The organism is Chryseobacterium arachidis (assembly GCF_900129245.1).
Taxonomy (GTDB): domain Bacteria; phylum Bacteroidota; class Bacteroidia; order Flavobacteriales; family Weeksellaceae; genus Chryseobacterium; species Chryseobacterium arachidis.
Map to the genome: position 1 here is coordinate 1 of NZ_FQUT01000007.1, position 15,634 is coordinate 15,634.

At 35.9% G+C, this 15,634-nt stretch carries 15 protein-coding genes; 7 read left to right on the plus strand and 8 right to left on the minus strand.

Annotated elements, in window-relative coordinates; translation table 11 throughout:
- Positions 1 to 161 precede the first annotated feature (161 nt).
- Together BUA89_RS13170 and BUA89_RS13175 are read right to left on the minus strand one after the other, a co-directional pair.
- Entirely contained in the window at positions 162 to 656 is a 495-nt protein-coding gene (locus BUA89_RS13170) for an MEKHLA domain-containing protein (protein WP_072958639.1), read from the minus strand.
- A complete protein-coding gene (locus tag BUA89_RS13175; RefSeq protein WP_072958642.1) occupies positions 653 to 2,410 on the minus strand; it encodes a thiamine pyrophosphate-dependent enzyme in 1,758 nt (585 codons plus the stop codon). Before BUA89_RS13175 ends, BUA89_RS13170 begins: the two co-directional genes overlap by 4 nt.
- Before the next feature lie 348 nt (positions 2,411 to 2,758).
- On the opposite strand from BUA89_RS13175, the gene BUA89_RS13180 reads away from it, so the two are divergent.
- Genes BUA89_RS13180 through BUA89_RS13190 form a run of 3 tightly spaced genes read left to right on the plus strand, consistent with a single transcriptional unit; the run spans position 2,759 to position 4,792 of the window.
- Positions 2,759 to 3,934, plus strand: a complete 1,176-nt coding sequence (locus BUA89_RS13180) for a thioredoxin family protein (RefSeq protein ID WP_072958644.1) — start codon at positions 2,759 to 2,761, stop codon at positions 3,932 to 3,934.
- A 3-nt stretch (positions 3,935 to 3,937) separates the two neighbouring features.
- Positions 3,938 to 4,579: a DUF3575 domain-containing protein gene (locus BUA89_RS13185; RefSeq protein ID WP_072958647.1), complete on the plus strand. Its 642-nt coding sequence runs from the start codon at positions 3,938 to 3,940 to the stop codon at positions 4,577 to 4,579.
- 6 nt (positions 4,580 to 4,585) lie between these two features.
- Positions 4,586 to 4,792, plus strand: a complete 207-nt coding sequence (locus tag BUA89_RS13190) for a hypothetical protein (protein WP_072958650.1) — start codon at positions 4,586 to 4,588, stop codon at positions 4,790 to 4,792.
- A 68-nt stretch (positions 4,793 to 4,860) separates the two neighbouring features.
- Here the strand turns inward: BUA89_RS13190 and BUA89_RS13195 are convergent, their stop codons facing one another.
- The gene (locus tag BUA89_RS13195; RefSeq protein WP_072959148.1) at positions 4,861 to 6,072 is read right to left on the minus strand and encodes an exo-beta-N-acetylmuramidase NamZ family protein; all 1,212 of its coding nucleotides are present in this window, start codon (positions 6,070 to 6,072) and stop codon (positions 4,861 to 4,863) included.
- 4 nt (positions 6,073 to 6,076) lie between these two features.
- Between BUA89_RS13195 and BUA89_RS13200 the strand changes: the two genes are divergently transcribed.
- Positions 6,077 to 7,306 carry an ABC transporter permease gene (locus BUA89_RS13200; protein WP_072958653.1) on the plus strand — a complete coding sequence of 410 codons (1,230 nt, stop codon included), beginning with the start codon at positions 6,077 to 6,079 and terminating at the stop codon, positions 7,304 to 7,306.
- 385 nt (positions 7,307 to 7,691) lie between these two features.
- Entirely contained in the window at positions 7,692 to 8,675 is a 984-nt protein-coding gene (locus BUA89_RS13205) for a PLP-dependent cysteine synthase family protein (RefSeq protein ID WP_072958655.1), read from the plus strand.
- A 53-nt stretch (positions 8,676 to 8,728) separates the two neighbouring features.
- On the opposite strand, the gene BUA89_RS13210 is transcribed toward BUA89_RS13205, so the two are convergent.
- Genes BUA89_RS13210 through BUA89_RS13220 form a run of 3 tightly spaced genes read right to left on the minus strand, consistent with a single transcriptional unit; the run spans position 8,729 to position 10,539 of the window.
- On the minus strand, positions 8,729 to 9,256 hold the full coding sequence (locus tag BUA89_RS13210) for a Rossmann-fold NAD(P)-binding domain-containing protein (RefSeq protein ID WP_072958658.1): 528 nt from the start codon (positions 9,254 to 9,256) through the stop codon (positions 8,729 to 8,731).
- A gap of 56 nt (positions 9,257 to 9,312) precedes the next feature.
- Positions 9,313 to 9,615 (minus strand): chaperone modulator CbpM, encoded by a 303-nt coding sequence (locus BUA89_RS13215; protein WP_072958660.1) that lies wholly within the window; start codon positions 9,613 to 9,615, stop codon positions 9,313 to 9,315.
- A gap of 3 nt (positions 9,616 to 9,618) precedes the next feature.
- Positions 9,619 to 10,539 (minus strand): DnaJ C-terminal domain-containing protein, encoded by a 921-nt coding sequence (locus BUA89_RS13220; protein ID WP_072958663.1) that lies wholly within the window; start codon positions 10,537 to 10,539, stop codon positions 9,619 to 9,621.
- A gap of 94 nt (positions 10,540 to 10,633) precedes the next feature.
- On the opposite strand from BUA89_RS13220, the gene BUA89_RS13225 reads away from it, so the two are divergent.
- Complete coding sequence (locus BUA89_RS13225) at positions 10,634 to 11,833, plus strand: dicarboxylate/amino acid:cation symporter (protein ID WP_072959151.1); 1,200 nt, start codon at positions 10,634 to 10,636, stop codon at positions 11,831 to 11,833.
- 121 nt (positions 11,834 to 11,954) lie between these two features.
- Here BUA89_RS13225 and BUA89_RS13230 read toward each other — a convergent pair whose 3' ends face one another.
- Both BUA89_RS13230 and BUA89_RS13235 read right to left on the minus strand, forming a co-directional pair.
- The gene (locus BUA89_RS13230; protein WP_072958666.1) at positions 11,955 to 12,338 is read right to left on the minus strand and encodes a DUF779 domain-containing protein; all 384 of its coding nucleotides are present in this window, start codon (positions 12,336 to 12,338) and stop codon (positions 11,955 to 11,957) included.
- A 503-nt stretch (positions 12,339 to 12,841) separates the two neighbouring features.
- On the minus strand, positions 12,842 to 14,371 hold the full coding sequence (locus BUA89_RS13235; RefSeq protein WP_072958668.1) for an aldehyde dehydrogenase family protein: 1,530 nt from the start codon (positions 14,369 to 14,371) through the stop codon (positions 12,842 to 12,844).
- Between the two features lie 179 nt (positions 14,372 to 14,550).
- Here BUA89_RS13235 and BUA89_RS13240 point away from each other — a divergent pair, with 179 nt between their 5' ends.
- Positions 14,551 to 15,474: an AraC family transcriptional regulator gene (locus tag BUA89_RS13240; RefSeq protein WP_072958670.1), complete on the plus strand. Its 924-nt coding sequence runs from the start codon at positions 14,551 to 14,553 to the stop codon at positions 15,472 to 15,474.
- Positions 15,475 to 15,634 lie beyond the last annotated feature (160 nt).

Here is a 15,634-nt window from a genome sequence, read left to right on the forward strand (position 1 = left end):
ATAATTCGGGTAAGAATAATTTCAGAATTTCAGCATCATTTAACATTCCACAAAGTTACTATTTTTATTTTCTCCCCAACTTTTGAGACTGATCCCAAAAAGTTGGGATTGAGCCTAAAAAAGCACTGATACATTATCAATGCTTTCTATTCAATTACCTGCTATTTCAAAATTTTCCACCAATCGGGTTTCGGTTCATCTTTTAGCCAAAATAATGCAGCCTGTCCAATTACTTCCCCATGATTTCCATTTTTGAAAATCTTCCAAATAATACCATCATTTATAGTAAAAGGTTTCTTAAATTTTGTCAGCCTGATACCGCTGTAATCAAATGCTATATTATTTTCCTGTACCTGTTTCAGAATTTTATTTCTTTCCTCCTGAGCGTCCGGCGCTGCACTCAGATACGAATGAAGCGAAAGCATTTCTGCTTCTGTGTATTTAAAACACGAGATCGCAAATTTATTAACGTAAATAAAATTCGGAATCTCAAGATTATTTTGCGCTAATATTGCGTAAGGTGCATCATTATTAAGCCATTCCAAACGTTCCATTTCTGTTTTTTCCTTAGGTGAAGGTAATAACTGGTTTGATGAAAAAAGAAAAGACTGATCTATGAGATGAAGAAGTTCTGTTTTTTTATTCGTATCAATCATAAATTTTTCAGTCTTGGGTTATTGCCTAAATTCTGATCCGGATCGACGTCAAGTTCAATCAAAACCGATTGCCTCATCCCCGGATTTATCTGTTCAAAAATATACTTCAAATTACTAAGATCAGATAGAAGCTTAAAGGATTTCCAGCCAAAAGAATTGGCAACAGCGCAATAATCAATCGATTTAAGATATGAATGATAAGCTTCTTCATCCATATCGGGAAGAACTTTTTGTAAGCCCTGAGAAACGATTCCTAATGTTCTGTTATTTAAAAGAAAAACAACGATACCCAAATCAGCAGCTTCAGCCATATTCCCCGCAAATAAACGGAAGCAGCCATCTCCGGTAAAGCAGTAAACATTCTTTTCCGGAGCAGCAATTTTGGCACCAACTGCAACACCAAAAGCTCCTCCCATAGCCGAACCTCTGTATAAGGAGATAAAATCTATATTATCATTGGGCCTTGAAATTACATACTGATGATCTTTGTAAACCATACATACATCCTTAACTGCAAAAGAATTCTCTGGCCACAAATAATCGAGTTTCGTATATAAATCAACCATATCAACATATCCCTTCCTGGACACATTAAAAGCGGTTTTATTGAGATTTTGGGGTGCTTTTTCAGCTGGAATATTTGAATATTCTTCTCTTTGAATATCCTCCACCAACTCATTCAATATATAATCCAGATCACCTTGAATTTTGTGAAGATTTCCATTAATGAAATGAGACATTTCATTATCTATTAATCCATAAATATTTTTTGCATAGCTTATATAAAAAACATCTTCAGCCTCAATTTCTTTAAAATTGGTAGTATACTCATCTGCACACAAACCAAGAAGCAGAACGCAATCCTCTTTTGTTATAGATTCAAAAACATCCGTCGCCAGATCATTTCCACCAAATCCGATATGCCCAAATCCGTATTCATTTTTGCGGGATACAGAATTTGCTCCATTCATACTATAGATTGTTTCCGCCTGCAATCCTTCACTCAAAAGCGTGGTCATTTTTTTTGCTTCAGAACAGTGAATCAACTCTTCACCAACAATAATTACCAGCCTTTTATGATGAACTGCTTTTTTAAATTTAGCAATAAATGATAAAGTTTCCTCTTGTAATGATAATTTCTCACCTTCATTATCATCCTGTAAATCAGATAATTTCAAGACATTATCATAATGAAGTTTTTCTGAATGTTTTGTAAGAATAAAAGCCATGGGCTTACCTTCTTTTATAAATCTGTGTATTTTTTTAATATGGTCTGCAAAAGAGAAAGATTCATTCAAAATAAACGTCGATTCCGGAAGTTCTGCTTGAATTTGAGGAACGATATTATTACCAAATACTGAACTGTCCTGAAGCGCACCCGGTGCCAGATAATCAGAATCTGTTTCAGGGATAATGTATATCGATGGAATATTATGCAATTTAGCATCGCTCATTCCACAGGCGATAAGTTTGGATGCTGCCCCAGTTGTAGCAATTGCAGCCGATACTTTTCCGCTTGCTAAAAAATGACCTAAAGGAATAAAACCCGCTGTATATTCCGCAATTGACAAAAAAGAAAAATCATGTTCTGATTCTTTGTCATATTGTGGAATATATTTGAGAAAATGAATAACACCTCCTCCCGTTACTCCAGAATAAAATGTAATGTCAAGATCCTTAAGCATCAACAGCAAAGGATGCTCTTCAGTTGTTAAAGTATCTTTTTCTTTTCGATACTCTTTTGTTGCTTCCATAAAAATTAGAGTTTTTTGTTAATTTTTTCGTTAACAAATATAATCTTTATTTTATTTCCCAAAACAGTGATTAAGGCAAATTAATAAAAATTAATAAATTTCTTATCTAAAATTTTACCCATAATAAGTTTATGTTCTTAAAAATGAAATAATAACCCCGATTGACAACCCGATTAATAACCTGCTAGGGTCTTACAGCAAATTTAAATTGATCCATCTGGATGTAATGCTCACTCATCTTTGTTAAATCTTAGTTAAACTCGTGAAAGCAAGTTGCATTTTAAGTAATAATCATGTTTCATTTACGTTGAAAACAGTATATTCGCTTTTTTAATTTTTACTTGAAAAATGAAGAAGATTATCTCCGGTTTATTTTTGTTTTCAGCCATTACGGCATTTGCTCAGGAAGCGATTAAGTTTCAGGATGTGCCCTTCAAAGATCTTATAGCTAAAGCGAAAAAGGAAAACAAAATTGTTTTCATTGATGCCTATGCCTCGTGGTGTGGACCTTGCAAAATGATGGAAAGAAATGTTTTCACTCAAAAAGCTGTTGGAGACTATTACAATGCAAATTTTGTGAATGCCAGAATTGATATGGAAAAAGGCGAAGGAAGGGAAATTGCTGCAAAATACGGTGTCCGTTCCTATCCTACCTATCTTTTTCTGAATGGCGATGGTGAGCTTGTTTCCCAGAACTTCGGATATATGGAAGAAAGTCTTTTCATTTCGATGGCCCAGGATGTAAATTCTCCGAATAACAAAAAGGGATCATTAAAGGAACGTTTTGCCAAAGGTGAAAAAGACCCGGAATTTTTGATCAATATCATGAAACTGAATTCTTCTTCGGATTTTAACTTTGCGAAACAGGCTTCAGAAAGATATTTCGAAAATAAGAAAAAGGCAGAAGAGCTTACAAAAGATGATGTCGGACTGCTTTTATTTTTCCTGAAATCTACTGAAGATAAAAACTATAAGACCTTCGTAGAAAGAAAAACAGAAATCATTAAATTTTTACCGGAAGAAACTTATAAAGAATTCGACAATCAGATAAAATTAGGAAAAGTCGTAGAACAGTCTATCGATCAGCAAAACAAGAGAATCAACGATGATTATTTCATGAAAAATGCCGAACCCCTGGTCGGAAAACATGATGCGGAAATTAAACTTAATCAAACAAAATTAAGCTACTACGAAAAGAATGCTAACTTCCCGGAATATGAGAAAGCAGCATTAGCCTATTACAAAAATTCAGAAGCATTTGAACCTAATGAATTATTAAAAGCAGCATGGATATTTTCTGAGCATGTAAAAACTCCAGCTTCACTAAAAAAAGCAGCGGAATGGGCAGAAAAATCTGTCATGCGGGGAGAAAGCTCTGAAAACACTTATATTTTAGCGAAGATTTATTTCCTGACAGGCAATAAAGAAATGGCGAAAACATACGCAGAAATGTCTAAGAATTTAGCAGCTAACGCACAAAAAGACACTACTTTAGCTGATGAGCTATTAAAACAAATAAAGTAACGAATGCCCAACATTAAATTTATTACAGGATTTTTATCCCTGTTTTTATTAGGAACTTTGAATGCACAGGAACAGCAGGAGAATAATGACACAAGTGTTTATCTGAAAGGCAATGCCTTATTGATTCCGATTGGGGTTGTGAACGTGGGATTAGAGCACCAGCTAAGTAAAAAATATACTTTGCAAGGTGATGTTTTAATTTCTCCATGGAAATCTTTTGCGGGGCATCCTTTACAATATTATTCTGTTTCAGCAGAAGGTCGATACTACTTTGATGAGGCTTTTAAACATTGGTATTTAGGTGCAAACTTAGGTTTTTCGATTTTCAATGTGCAAAAGTGGAATTATTGGCAAGATGGCTATTACCAAAATCATATTACTAAAGAATTATTTGAATATTCAAATATTTATCAAAAGGGCTTTTCTTTTTTAGCAGGTATCACAGCCGGCTATCAATTTAGATTAGCTGAAAACTGGAATATGGATATCTATGGCACAATAGGAACCTCACAGGATTTCTATAAAGGATATGACCGTTCTACAGGGAAAAGATATGATAATGATGGACGCTCAAATGCTTTTAACAAAAGCGGGGAAATCCTCCCATACAGAGGTGGAATCATGATTTCTTATAAATTAAAGTAAAACCAGATGAAGCTATTCGGAAGAAACCACATCATTATTTCTGTTATCACTTTTGCCATCCTTTTTTTAATGAATTATTTGGGCAACGATCAGCCTGATAAATTAGAAAGAGCTTTAATGACTGCGGGCGCAGGAGTTATCGGGTTATCAATAGGATTATTTATTTTGAATAAAGGAAAAGACGACAAAAACCCGCCACAGAATTTTGATTGATATATAAGGTGAATTGTCAATAGTAAATTCGCTTATGCTTGTAAATTTAAAATTGACAATTCACTTCTTTAATTTTCGTACACAATATATTTCGTTCTGATTTTTTCAAATTGATCCAAATCCTGCTTCCAGAATGATTTAATTTCTGAAATTGATTTTCCGGCAATGATTTGCTTTCTCAGTTCATCATTTCCTGCCAACGTATCAAACCAAAGATTTTTACCCGCTGCAGCTTTTAAGAAAAAATCGAGTTCAGGGTTTTGGTAGTTTTTATACGCTTTAATCACCCATTCCAAATTTAATTCTCTTAAATCCGTATCATAATCGGATAGATTTTCACCATAACATAATTTCCCGTTTAAGAAAGGATCTTTGGCGCCAGAAGTAGGTTTCGGAGTAAATTGATAAGGCAGACCTTTCGTCCATGGCGAACCGTAAATCTGAAAAGGCAATTCTGTCCCTCTTCCTACAGAAACCTGAGTTCCTTCAAAAAAACATAGGCTTGGATATAAATTAATGGATTTATCATTGGGTAAATTTGGAGAAGGTTTATCTAAGATTGGGTAGCGTTGTGTTTTATGATAATTCTTCATCGGAATTAAAGTATATTTTGCCTGAACTTTATTTTTCAGCCACTTTTCTCCATTTACCATTTTTCCATATTCGCCGATTGTTAATCCGTATACCACAGGAACCTCATGCATTCCGACAAAACTTTCCCATTTTTTCTTTAAAACCGGTCCATCAGTATATCCGTCATGCGGATTCGGTCTGTCTAAAACCATTACCTCAACATTATTTTCTGCTCCCGCTTCCATCAGATAAGTTAATGTTGAAATATAAGTATAGAATCTTACGCCGACATCCTGAATATCAAAAACAACAACATCGATTCCTTTCAACTGCTCTGGTTTAGGTTTCTTATTATTTGCATACAAAGACACAATCGGGATTCCCGTTTTTATGTCAACTCCGTTTTTCACTTTTTCACCGGCATCGGCATCCCCTCTGAAACCATGCTCGGGAGCGAAAATCGACTTTATTTTAATTCCGTTTTTTACTAAAAAATCGACAATATGGGTTCTGTCGCTCATTAATCCCGTCTGATTGGTAACAACTCCCACCGTTTTTTCTTGTAGCAAAGGCAAATACACTTCCGGCTGGTCTGCCCCGGTTTTAAAATCAGCTTTATCTTGACTCTGAGAATAATATTGATTGAATACTCCTAAAAAAATTAGGCAAATAAGAAGTAAATTTTTAATTTTGAAATCTAAATTCATAAGCTTGAAATTTCCTTTATATTTCTCTAGAAAAATAGCGTTTTCCAAAGATAACAAAAATAACCTTTCAAGGGTTATCATCTTCATCGGCAGGCTTTCTGTGGCATTGGGAATCATTGTTTCTTTGATTACCGTTTCTACAGGATTCGGCTCCAAAAAGGCTATTAAAGAGAGATTGGCAGATTTCAGCGGACATATTACGGTAAGATCCACAAGATCAAATTCATCCTATAACACATCCGTTCTCGACAATCAGGGACTGAATATTCAAAAGATAAAAGACCTTCCCGATGTCGAAAGTGTACAAAAATATGCTACTGTAACCGGAATTATGCGTAACGAGCACAATTTTGCAGGGATTATTTTTAAAGGAATCGGAAAAGATTTCGACAGTACAAGATTTAAAAAATTCCTGGTGGCAGGTTCAACGCCTAAAGTTACCGAAGTGGGCTATAACAACGGCGTTACCATTTCTCAGAAAGTAGCCAACGATCTGCATTTAAAGGTGAAAGACAGTATTGTTACCGTATTTTCCAAGACCGACCAGCAGCCTGTTTACAGAAAATTTGAAGTTATCGGGATTTATAAAACCGATATTAAAATGATTGACGATCAGTTTGTGATCGGGGATATCAATCATGTAAAAAAAATTCAGGATATGAAGCCTGATGAGATAGGAGGCATTGATATCTTTTTTAAAAACGTCAATGATATCGATAAAGATTTTCCAGAAATCGAAAAACTGATCGGCTATAAAAACTACGCGGAAAAAGCGACTGAAAAATTTCCTCAAATCACGGACTGGATCAGTATTTTTGACACCAATATTGCTTTGATTATCATTATCATGCTGATTGTTGTCGTTATCAATATCATCATGGTTCTTTTGATTTTGATTATTGAAAGAACAAATTCGATTGGTTTACTGAAAACATTGGGAGCTAGCAATTCGCAGATCCGCGCTACTTTTATCAATTATACTTTGATTATTATGATTCCGGGGCTTTTGTATGGAAATGCAATCGGACTTGGTCTGATTTTAATTCAGAAATTCTTTGGCGTTATTAAACTGAATCCTGAAAATTATTACGTAAGCACGGTTCCTGTAGATCTGAACCCAATCGCAATTATTTCAATTTCGGCCGGTATCCTTATTATTTCCGGGCTCGCACTGATTATTCCGAGTTATCTGATCAGTAAGATTTCTCCGGTGAAGGCGATTAAGTATAATTAGTGAATGGTGAATCGTCAATAGTTATAATTTGTTTCGCTTGTGAATCTTTTGTAGTTTCGACTTAATTTTATTTGGGTGCCTACCTTCCTAGCCCTGATCGAAGCATGTGTTTGAGCTCATTTTCTAGTTTTCGGCGCGGCAGCGAAGCTGCCGCGCCGAAAACTAGAAAATAGCGAGTGCGGAGAGCAGGAAAAAGCTTCTAAAAATAAAAAGCTTTACTTTTATCAACAATGAAATGTAATTTATTAATAAACAGAACTTTTATTGTAAAATAAGACCAAACCGTTCATTGTTTACACTTTAATTGTCAATTCTTTAGCTGAATCTTAATTCGGTCAATCATTTTAAAGGTGTATCTTTGTAACGCTTTTTTTAAAAAACATTTATGAAATACGCAAACAACATCCTCGAAACTATCGGAAATACACCATTGGTAAAGCTTAATAAAGTTTTAGGTGATGATTTTCCGGCATTGGTTTTGGCAAAGGTGGAAACTTTCAATCCGGGGAATTCTGTGAAAGACAGGATGGCCCTGAAAATGATTGAAGACGCTGAAAAAGATGGAAGATTGAAACCCGGAGGAACGATCATTGAAGGAACTTCCGGAAATACAGGAATGGGACTGGCTCTTGCCGCGATCATCAAAGGATACAAATGTATTTTTGTAACCAACTCTAAACAGTCAAAAGAAAAATGTGATATTCTTCGTGCAGTAGGTGCTGAAGTAATTGTTTGTCCTACAGACGTAAAACCTACTGATCCGCGTTCTTATTATTCAGTTTCAAAAAGACTGGCAAAAGAAACGGAAAACGGATGGTATGTAAACCAATACGATAATTTATCGAACAGGGCGGCTCATTACGAGTCTACAGCGCCTGAAATCTGGGAACAAACAGAAGGTAAATTGACGCATTTCGTTGTAGGGGCCGGAACAGGAGGTACAATTACAGGCTGCGGAAAATTCTTCAAGGAGAAAAATTCTGATATTAAAGTAATCGGAGTTGATACTTACGGTTCAATCCTGAAAGAAATTCACGAAACAGGAGAAGTTAATTTAGGAAATGCTTACACCTACATTACAGAAGGGATTGGGGAAGATATTCTTCCCGAAAACTACGACATGTCTGTGATCGATCATTTCGAAAAAGTGACGGATAAAGACGGTGCTGTTTATGCAAGAAAATTGGCAAAAGAAGAAGGAATTTTCTGCGGATATTCTGCAGGAAGCGCGATTGCATCTTTGGTTCAGATGAAAGATCAGTTTACAAAAGATGATGTAATCGTTGTTTTACTACACGATCACGGTTCAAGATATGTTGGAAAGATCTACAATGACGATTGGATGAAGGAAATGGGTTGGCTAGACTAATCAATTTATTATAAAAATAAAACTCAGAGCAAAATACTCTGAGTTTTTTTATGCTATTCTGTGATATTCTTTTTTAAAACCTGCTTCAATAAACTATAATCTTTCTCACTCATTGATTTTCTGGGAAACATATAACTGTACTTTCCTTCCAAGGTAATAAATTCGTTATTACTGTCAAAATAGTTAAAATCTTTCCATTCGCTGGTTTCTTTGTCTTCATTAATATTTACGGTGAAAAAATTTTCGTCGAACCTTATTTCGTAAATTTTGCAGTTTTCTAATTTATTTAAGTAACTGTTAACCTGCTTTTTCCATCTTGAAACTTTATTAATGCTTACGGAAAGAAAAACTGCACAAAGCAAAAATAAAAAGCTTACAAAATATAAAATCCCGAATTTCTCCTTAGAAAAATCATCCTTAAAGAAAAACATGATCAGTAAAATCAGTCCGACAACAATTGTTGTGATCATTTTTCCTCTCGTCGTAGATGAAAAAAACAGACTTCCTTGATTTCCACTAAAATAGATGTCCTCGAAATCTTTTCTTTGGGGTTTTAAAACAATAACCTTTTCTTCGCTCATAATGATTAATTTCTGGATGCAAAGATAGTTTTTTCATCATCGATAAATCCACAAAATCACCAATCTTCATATTTGTTATTGATTGCCGAAAGTTTACTCATCAACTCACGATTTCTTTGTTTTAAATCCTCCATTTTCTGAAGCATATCATGAATAACTTCCAAGCCGGGAAGATTGATTTCCAAATCGTAATGCCAATTGGCAAACCTTTCGAAATTGGGCAAATCTTCATACATCAGATAATGGATTTCATTTTCCTTCTGAATATTCAGCAATCCAGAATCCACCAATTCATCAAAAAAAGTGATTTCAATATTGTATATTTTTACGAGCTCTTCTCGCGATATTCTTTCACTCATGGCTTAGGAATTTTTAAGTTGTTCAAAAAGTTCTTTCTGCTTATCCGTAAGATTGGTTGGTAATTTTACGTCATAAGTAACAAACAAATCTCCAAATTGTCCGTCTTTCTTATAGACCGGAAAACCTTTTCCTTTTAATCTTACCGTAGTTCCGTTTTGCGTTTCGGGCTTTACTTTCAGGTTGACACTTCCATCCAAGGTATTTACCTTTATATCTCCGCCTAAAACGGCTGTGTACAAATCGATGGAAACTTTCGTTTTCAAATCATTTCCCACTCTTTCAAAATTTGGATCAACTGCAATATTGAAAGTGATATACAGATCTCCGTTCGGACCTCCGTTGAAACCAGGATTTCCGTGACCTTTCAACTTAATTTGCTGTCCGTCATAAACTCCTGCCGGAATGGTGATTCTAACTTTTTTACCGTTAATTTCAAAAGTCTGAGGATGTGTTGTAGCAGCATCTTTTAAACTTAAATTTAATTCTGCGTTGACGTCCTGCCCTTTAAATTTTCCCGAAGCACTTCCTCTCGAACTTCTTCCAAAACCTCCTCCTGCGCCGCCAAACATACTTTGGAAAAAATCCGAAAAATCCTCTCCTTCCCCAAAATCAGCACCGGAAAATCCGCCTCCGAAGTTTCCTCCCTGATTCTGATATTGTCTTTGTTGCTGTTGCTGTGCTTTTTCGTATTCTTCGCCATGCTTCCAGTGTTCGCCGTATTTATCATACTTTGCGCGGTTTTCTACATTGCTGAGCACTTCATTGGCTTCGTTCAGCTCTTTGAATTTTCTTTCTGCTTCCTTATCGTCCGGATTTAAGTCGGGATGCAGCTTTCTTGCCAGTTTTCGATATGCTTTTTTGATATCTTCCTGTGTTGCGTTCTTGTCTACACCTAAAATTTTATAGTAATCTATATAAGCCATAGAAACGATGTTTACTCAAATTTAGTGATTTTATGACTGAATTTTATATAACGGAATGTTAAAAATTAAGCTATCTTTGATTAAAAAGCACGGCATGAAAGAAGTGTTGAAAAACTATTCCGGAATTTTACTTTTACTTTTAGGAATCACCGTTGGAAGCATCATCGGAATTGTTGCACCAGGTTTTGTTGATTATCTAAAACCTTTAGGAGATATTTTCCTTAATTTACTTTTTGTAAGTGTTGTTCCATTGGTATTTTTTGCCGTTTCCAATTCTATTGCTTCGTTGGAGCAACAGTCGAAGTTTGGAAAAATCATGCTGACTATGGCTTTGACGTTCCTGTTTTTTATTTTAACGGCAGCCATTTTTACGATTTGTGCGGTATATGTATTTCCTGTTTCAGGAGTTACGGGAAGCAATGAAATTGTGGAGGAAGCAGCAAATAATGACAGTTGGGGCAATAGAATTGTGGGATTTTTTACAGTGGGAGAATTTACTCAGCTTTTTTCCAGACAAAATATGCTTGCACTTCTTATTTTTGCTTTTATGACCGGATTTTCCGCAAGGAAAGCAGGAGAAAAAGGACAGGTTTTCAGATCATTTATAGCTTCGGGATATGAAGTCATGAAAGAATTGCTTTTATTGATTATGAAAGTAGCTCCTATTGGTTTGGGTGCTTATTTTGCCTTTCAGGTGGCCACTTTAGGACCTCAGCTTTTTGGATTTTATGCGAAACCTTTAGGACTGTATTATATTGCAGGAATTGTCTATTTTTTAGTATTTTTTTCGTTGTATGCTTTTATGGCGAAAGGATCAAATGGAATAAAAAGCTTTTGGACGAATGCTATTTTTCCCACTTTAACGGCTTTAAGCACATGTAGTAGTTTTGCAACGATGCCCGCGAATTTACAGGCTGCATCAAAAATTGGAATTCCCAGCCAGATTTCAAATATTGTGATTCCCATTGGAACGACCTTGCATAAAAATGGTTCATCTATGTCTTCAATCATTAAAATTTATGTTGCTTTTTTAATTATCGGAAGAGATTTTTTTGATCCGATGAATTTACTGTTAGCGTTAGGAATTACCGTTTTTGTCAGCATCGTTGCCGGTGGAATTCCGAACGGCGGCTATATTGGGGAAATGCTGATGATCTCCGTTTATAAATTGCCACAGGAAGCCATTCCGGCAGTGATGATTATCGGGACTTTGGTTGATCCTTTGGCAACAGTTTTAAATGCCGTTGGACAATTGGTTGCATCTATGTTTGTGAGTAGGTTTGTGAAGGTTTGATCTGCTTAAACACTAATTTTCATTAATGACTTTTTAAACATAAACATTTGCGTCATCTGCTAAATCTGCGTAAGACTTTATAATTTTTTTATCTCGCAGATTGTGCCGATTGAGCAGATTTTTATTCACTACGTTTTACAGGTTCCAAGTTTCCCAATTCTTCAGGTGTGAAAAGTCTGTAAATTACTTTAAATGTTTTTCCTAAAGGCGTTTCTAAAGAAAATCCACCAGGTCCGAAACCATCGACAACATCCAATGTAAAATGTGAATATTTCCAATATTCGAATAAATCTCTGTCGATCCAGAACTCATGATTGTTGATCGTTCCGATCATGGCGTCGTTCATTCTGGGAAAATATCCTCCTTTTTCAAAACATTGCGGCTGGGTTCCTTCGCAGCAGCCCCCTGCCTGATAAAACATGAGTTCTCCGTAATTTTTTTCCAGTTCCCAGATGACTTCCAAAGCTTTTTCTGTTACTGAAAGTCTTGATATTTTAGTTTGCATAATTTTTTCTTTTTATTAAAATTCTTTTGTCTTGAAACAGAAGAACCAAAAATTCAAGACTTGGAAACTCCGGCTAAAAATTAAAACTTAATCCTAAAATCCCCAAAACTTGTGCAAATTCAAAATTTGTCCTTCGATTCTGGATTGGTGTTGCGCTTCAAACAGCGGGAATTTCTTAATGGCTTAATTTTTAATTTTCTTAATGCTTCCATTTCCTAAGTCGCTTTCAAACATTATTTTTATTAAAGTTAAAAAAGTCCGGTGAAAATAGTTTCTTCCGGACTGAAAACTCATTATAATTCATTACTACCAGCATTCTACATTTAGAAATTGCTGTCTGCTTTTGTTTTCCCATGCTTTTTGCGTGAGGGATAGTAAGGGTCTCGCCAAAGGCGAGAGTGCGGAGCGAAGCGGAGCACCGAAACGAAGTGGAGCCCTGAATAGCCCGACCGTTTTGCCTTGGCAAAAGCCAAAGCAAACGGGCACGCCCTAATATTTAAAAATTAAAAGAAACCTAATTTGTTTTTGTTGTAAGAAATCAACATATTTTTGGTCTGACGGTAATGATCCAGCATCATTTTGTGGTTCTCCCGACCGATTCCCGACTGCTTATATCCTCCGAAAGGCGCTCCGGCAGGATATGCATGATATTGATTGACCCAAACTCTACCCGCCTGAATCTGACGCGGAATGTTATATAGCTGATGTGCATCTCTTGTCCAGACTCCTGCTCCAAGACCGTAAATGGTATCGTTTGCAATTTTTAAGGCTTCTTCTTCGTCTTTGAACGTTGTAAATGCCAACACCGGCCCGAAAATTTCTTCCTGAAAGATTCTCATTCGGTTATTTCCTTTGAAAATCGTTGGCTGGATATAATATCCGGTTTCCAATCCTTCACCGACATTGTTTACATCGCCTCCTACAAGCACTTCTGCTCCTTCTTCTTTTCCTAATTTGATGTACGAAAGGATTTTGTCTTTTTGAATCTGAGAAGCCTGTGCTCCCATCATTACGGTTTTATCTAACGGGTTTCCTACTTTGATGGCTTTTACTCTTTCGATCACTTTGGCAATAAATGCATCTGCAATATCTTCCTGAACCAGTAATCTTGACGGACAGGTACAGATTTCCCCCTGATTTAAAGCAAAAAGAACAGCTCCTTCAATGGCTTTATCCAGGAATTCATCATCTGCATCCATCACTGAATTGAAAAATACATTTGGAGATTTCCCTCCTAATTCCAATGTTACCGGAATGATATTTTCTGTAGCATACTGCATCACCAAACGACCAGTTGCTGTAGAACCTGTGAATGCTGCTTTCGCCACTTTCGGATTGGTCACCAATGCTCTTCCCAGCTCTGCTCCGAAACCGTTAACGATGTTTACCACGCCCGGAGGGAGTAAATCTCCGATCAATTCCATTAACACTAAGATAGAGATCGGTGTGCTTTCTGCCGGTTTTAAAACCACGCAGTTTCCTGCTGCCAATGCCGGAGCCAGCTTCCATACTGCCATTAATATCGGAAAATTCCAGGGGATGATTTGTGCAATAACGCCAAGCGGTTCATGAACAATTAATGAAACCGTATCCTTATCCAATTCATTATGAGAGCCTTCTTCCGCTCTGATGACCGATGCAAAATATCTGAAGTGGTCGATTGCCAATGGAATATCTGCCGCCAATGTTTCTCTTACCGCTTTCCCGTTGTCTATGGTTTCTACAGTCGCCAGATACTCAAGATTCTGCTCGATTCTGTCGGCGATTTTATTTAAAATAATACTTCTTTCCGTAGAAGATGTATTTTTCCACGTCTCAAATGCTTTTTCGGCTGCATTTACAGCCAACTCAAGATCTTCTTTCGAGGAATGGGCAGCCTGAGTGAAATTTTTCCCGTCAACCGGAGAAACGACATCAAAATATTTTCCGTTTACCGGTGCAGTAAATTGTCCGTTGATATAATTATCATATCTGTTTTTAAACTCTGGACGCTGCAATAAAGTGTCTGACTGCTGTTGTGTTGTAGTGCTCATATTAATATAATTTTAATTTTCTGATTCACCAAATTACACTTAACCGCAGAATTTGTATAGCACAATCGTACAAAAAAACTTCAAAATTGTACAGCAGAATAATTTTATCATTTCATTAACAATAACACAATTGATATTTTTTTATATTTGAGTAAGCAGGTCATACAAAATGTTTAGAAATGAATACTAACAAGATTTTATTAAACACTCCTGAATTAAAGGGGGAAAAACAGCTTTTGCATTTAGTTGAAAATCAGACAAAATTCAATCTAAACAATTGTGAATTCAGCATCTATGAAACCCATAAGGCTGCTTACGGCGTAAAACTTCATTTTGAAACGATCGCATTCACAGCGATGCTTCGCGGAAAAAAATACATGAAGCTTGAAAACAAAACCAATTATTTTGACTATTTGCCGGGAGAAAGTGTACTCGTGTCGCCAGGAGAAACGATGGTTATCGATTTCCCTGAAGCCGATGAAACGCCTTCGCAATGCATCTCACTAAGCCTGAATCCTGAATTTATAGAAAGTTCTCTGAATCATCTGAACTATCACCTTCCGAAAATTGATGAAACCTCAAAATGGAACATTCAGCGGGACGAATATTTTCTTTTTAACAATCAGTCTCTGGCTTCCGCTACCAACAATATCATGAGGATCGCGATGGATGATAATTCACAAAAAGATATTATGGCAGATTTTGCTTTAAAGGAACTTCTAATCCGATTGATGCAGACCCAGGCAAGAAGCATGGTAGAGAAAAATATTGCTAAAAATAAATCAAGGATCGGTTTTGCAGTAGATTATATCAAAAAAAATCTTCACCAAAAGTTATCAATTGACAATATCGCCAAGATGGCTTATGTGAGTAAATCAAATTTCTTTAAAATGTTTAAAGATGAATTAGGAACTTCACCGAATGATTTTATTCTACAGGAAAGAATTAACCGTGCAAAAGAATTGTTAGCGAGCCAGAACAGCATTAAAGAAACGGCTTATCAGACGGGTTTTTCGGACACCAATTATTTTACGAGAGTATTTAAGCAGTGGGTCGGGGTGACGCCGAAAAGTTATCAGGATAAAATTGTTTTTAATATTTAATATGATAAGCTACTTGTCTAATTTATATCAGTTTCATAAACATATTTGCCATTAATCTCTTTGAGTAAATATGTCGTTACACTTTTTCTGATCCACAATATTCTTTTACCGCAAAAAGTATTTTTTTTAGCCTTTGAAAATAAGGGTTTTGATATTCCTG

Coding starts and splice junctions, on each gene's coding strand:
- BUA89_RS13170 (WP_072958639.1), bottom strand. CDS start 656: ATGATTGATACGAATAAAAAAACAGAACTTCTTCATCTCATAGATCAG.
- BUA89_RS13175 (WP_072958642.1), bottom strand. CDS start 2,410: ATGGAAGCAACAAAAGAGTATCGAAAAGAAAAAGATACTTTAACAACT.
- BUA89_RS13180 (WP_072958644.1), top strand. CDS start 2,759: ATGAAGAAGATTATCTCCGGTTTATTTTTGTTTTCAGCCATTACGGCA.
- BUA89_RS13185 (WP_072958647.1), top strand. CDS start 3,938: ATGCCCAACATTAAATTTATTACAGGATTTTTATCCCTGTTTTTATTA.
- BUA89_RS13190 (WP_072958650.1), top strand. CDS start 4,586: ATGAAGCTATTCGGAAGAAACCACATCATTATTTCTGTTATCACTTTT.
- BUA89_RS13195 (WP_072959148.1), bottom strand. CDS start 6,072: ATGAATTTAGATTTCAAAATTAAAAATTTACTTCTTATTTGCCTAATT.
- BUA89_RS13205 (WP_072958655.1), top strand. CDS start 7,692: ATGAAATACGCAAACAACATCCTCGAAACTATCGGAAATACACCATTG.
- BUA89_RS13210 (WP_072958658.1), bottom strand. CDS start 9,256: ATGAGCGAAGAAAAGGTTATTGTTTTAAAACCCCAAAGAAAAGATTTC.
- BUA89_RS13215 (WP_072958660.1), bottom strand. CDS start 9,615: ATGAGTGAAAGAATATCGCGAGAAGAGCTCGTAAAAATATACAATATT.
- BUA89_RS13220 (WP_072958663.1), bottom strand. CDS start 10,539: ATGGCTTATATAGATTACTATAAAATTTTAGGTGTAGACAAGAACGCA.
- BUA89_RS13225 (WP_072959151.1), top strand. CDS start 10,634: ATGAAAGAAGTGTTGAAAAACTATTCCGGAATTTTACTTTTACTTTTA.
- BUA89_RS13230 (WP_072958666.1), bottom strand. CDS start 12,338: ATGCAAACTAAAATATCAAGACTTTCAGTAACAGAAAAAGCTTTGGAA.
- BUA89_RS13235 (WP_072958668.1), bottom strand. CDS start 14,371: ATGAGCACTACAACACAACAGCAGTCAGACACTTTATTGCAGCGTCCA.
- BUA89_RS13240 (WP_072958670.1), top strand. CDS start 14,551: ATGAATACTAACAAGATTTTATTAAACACTCCTGAATTAAAGGGGGAA.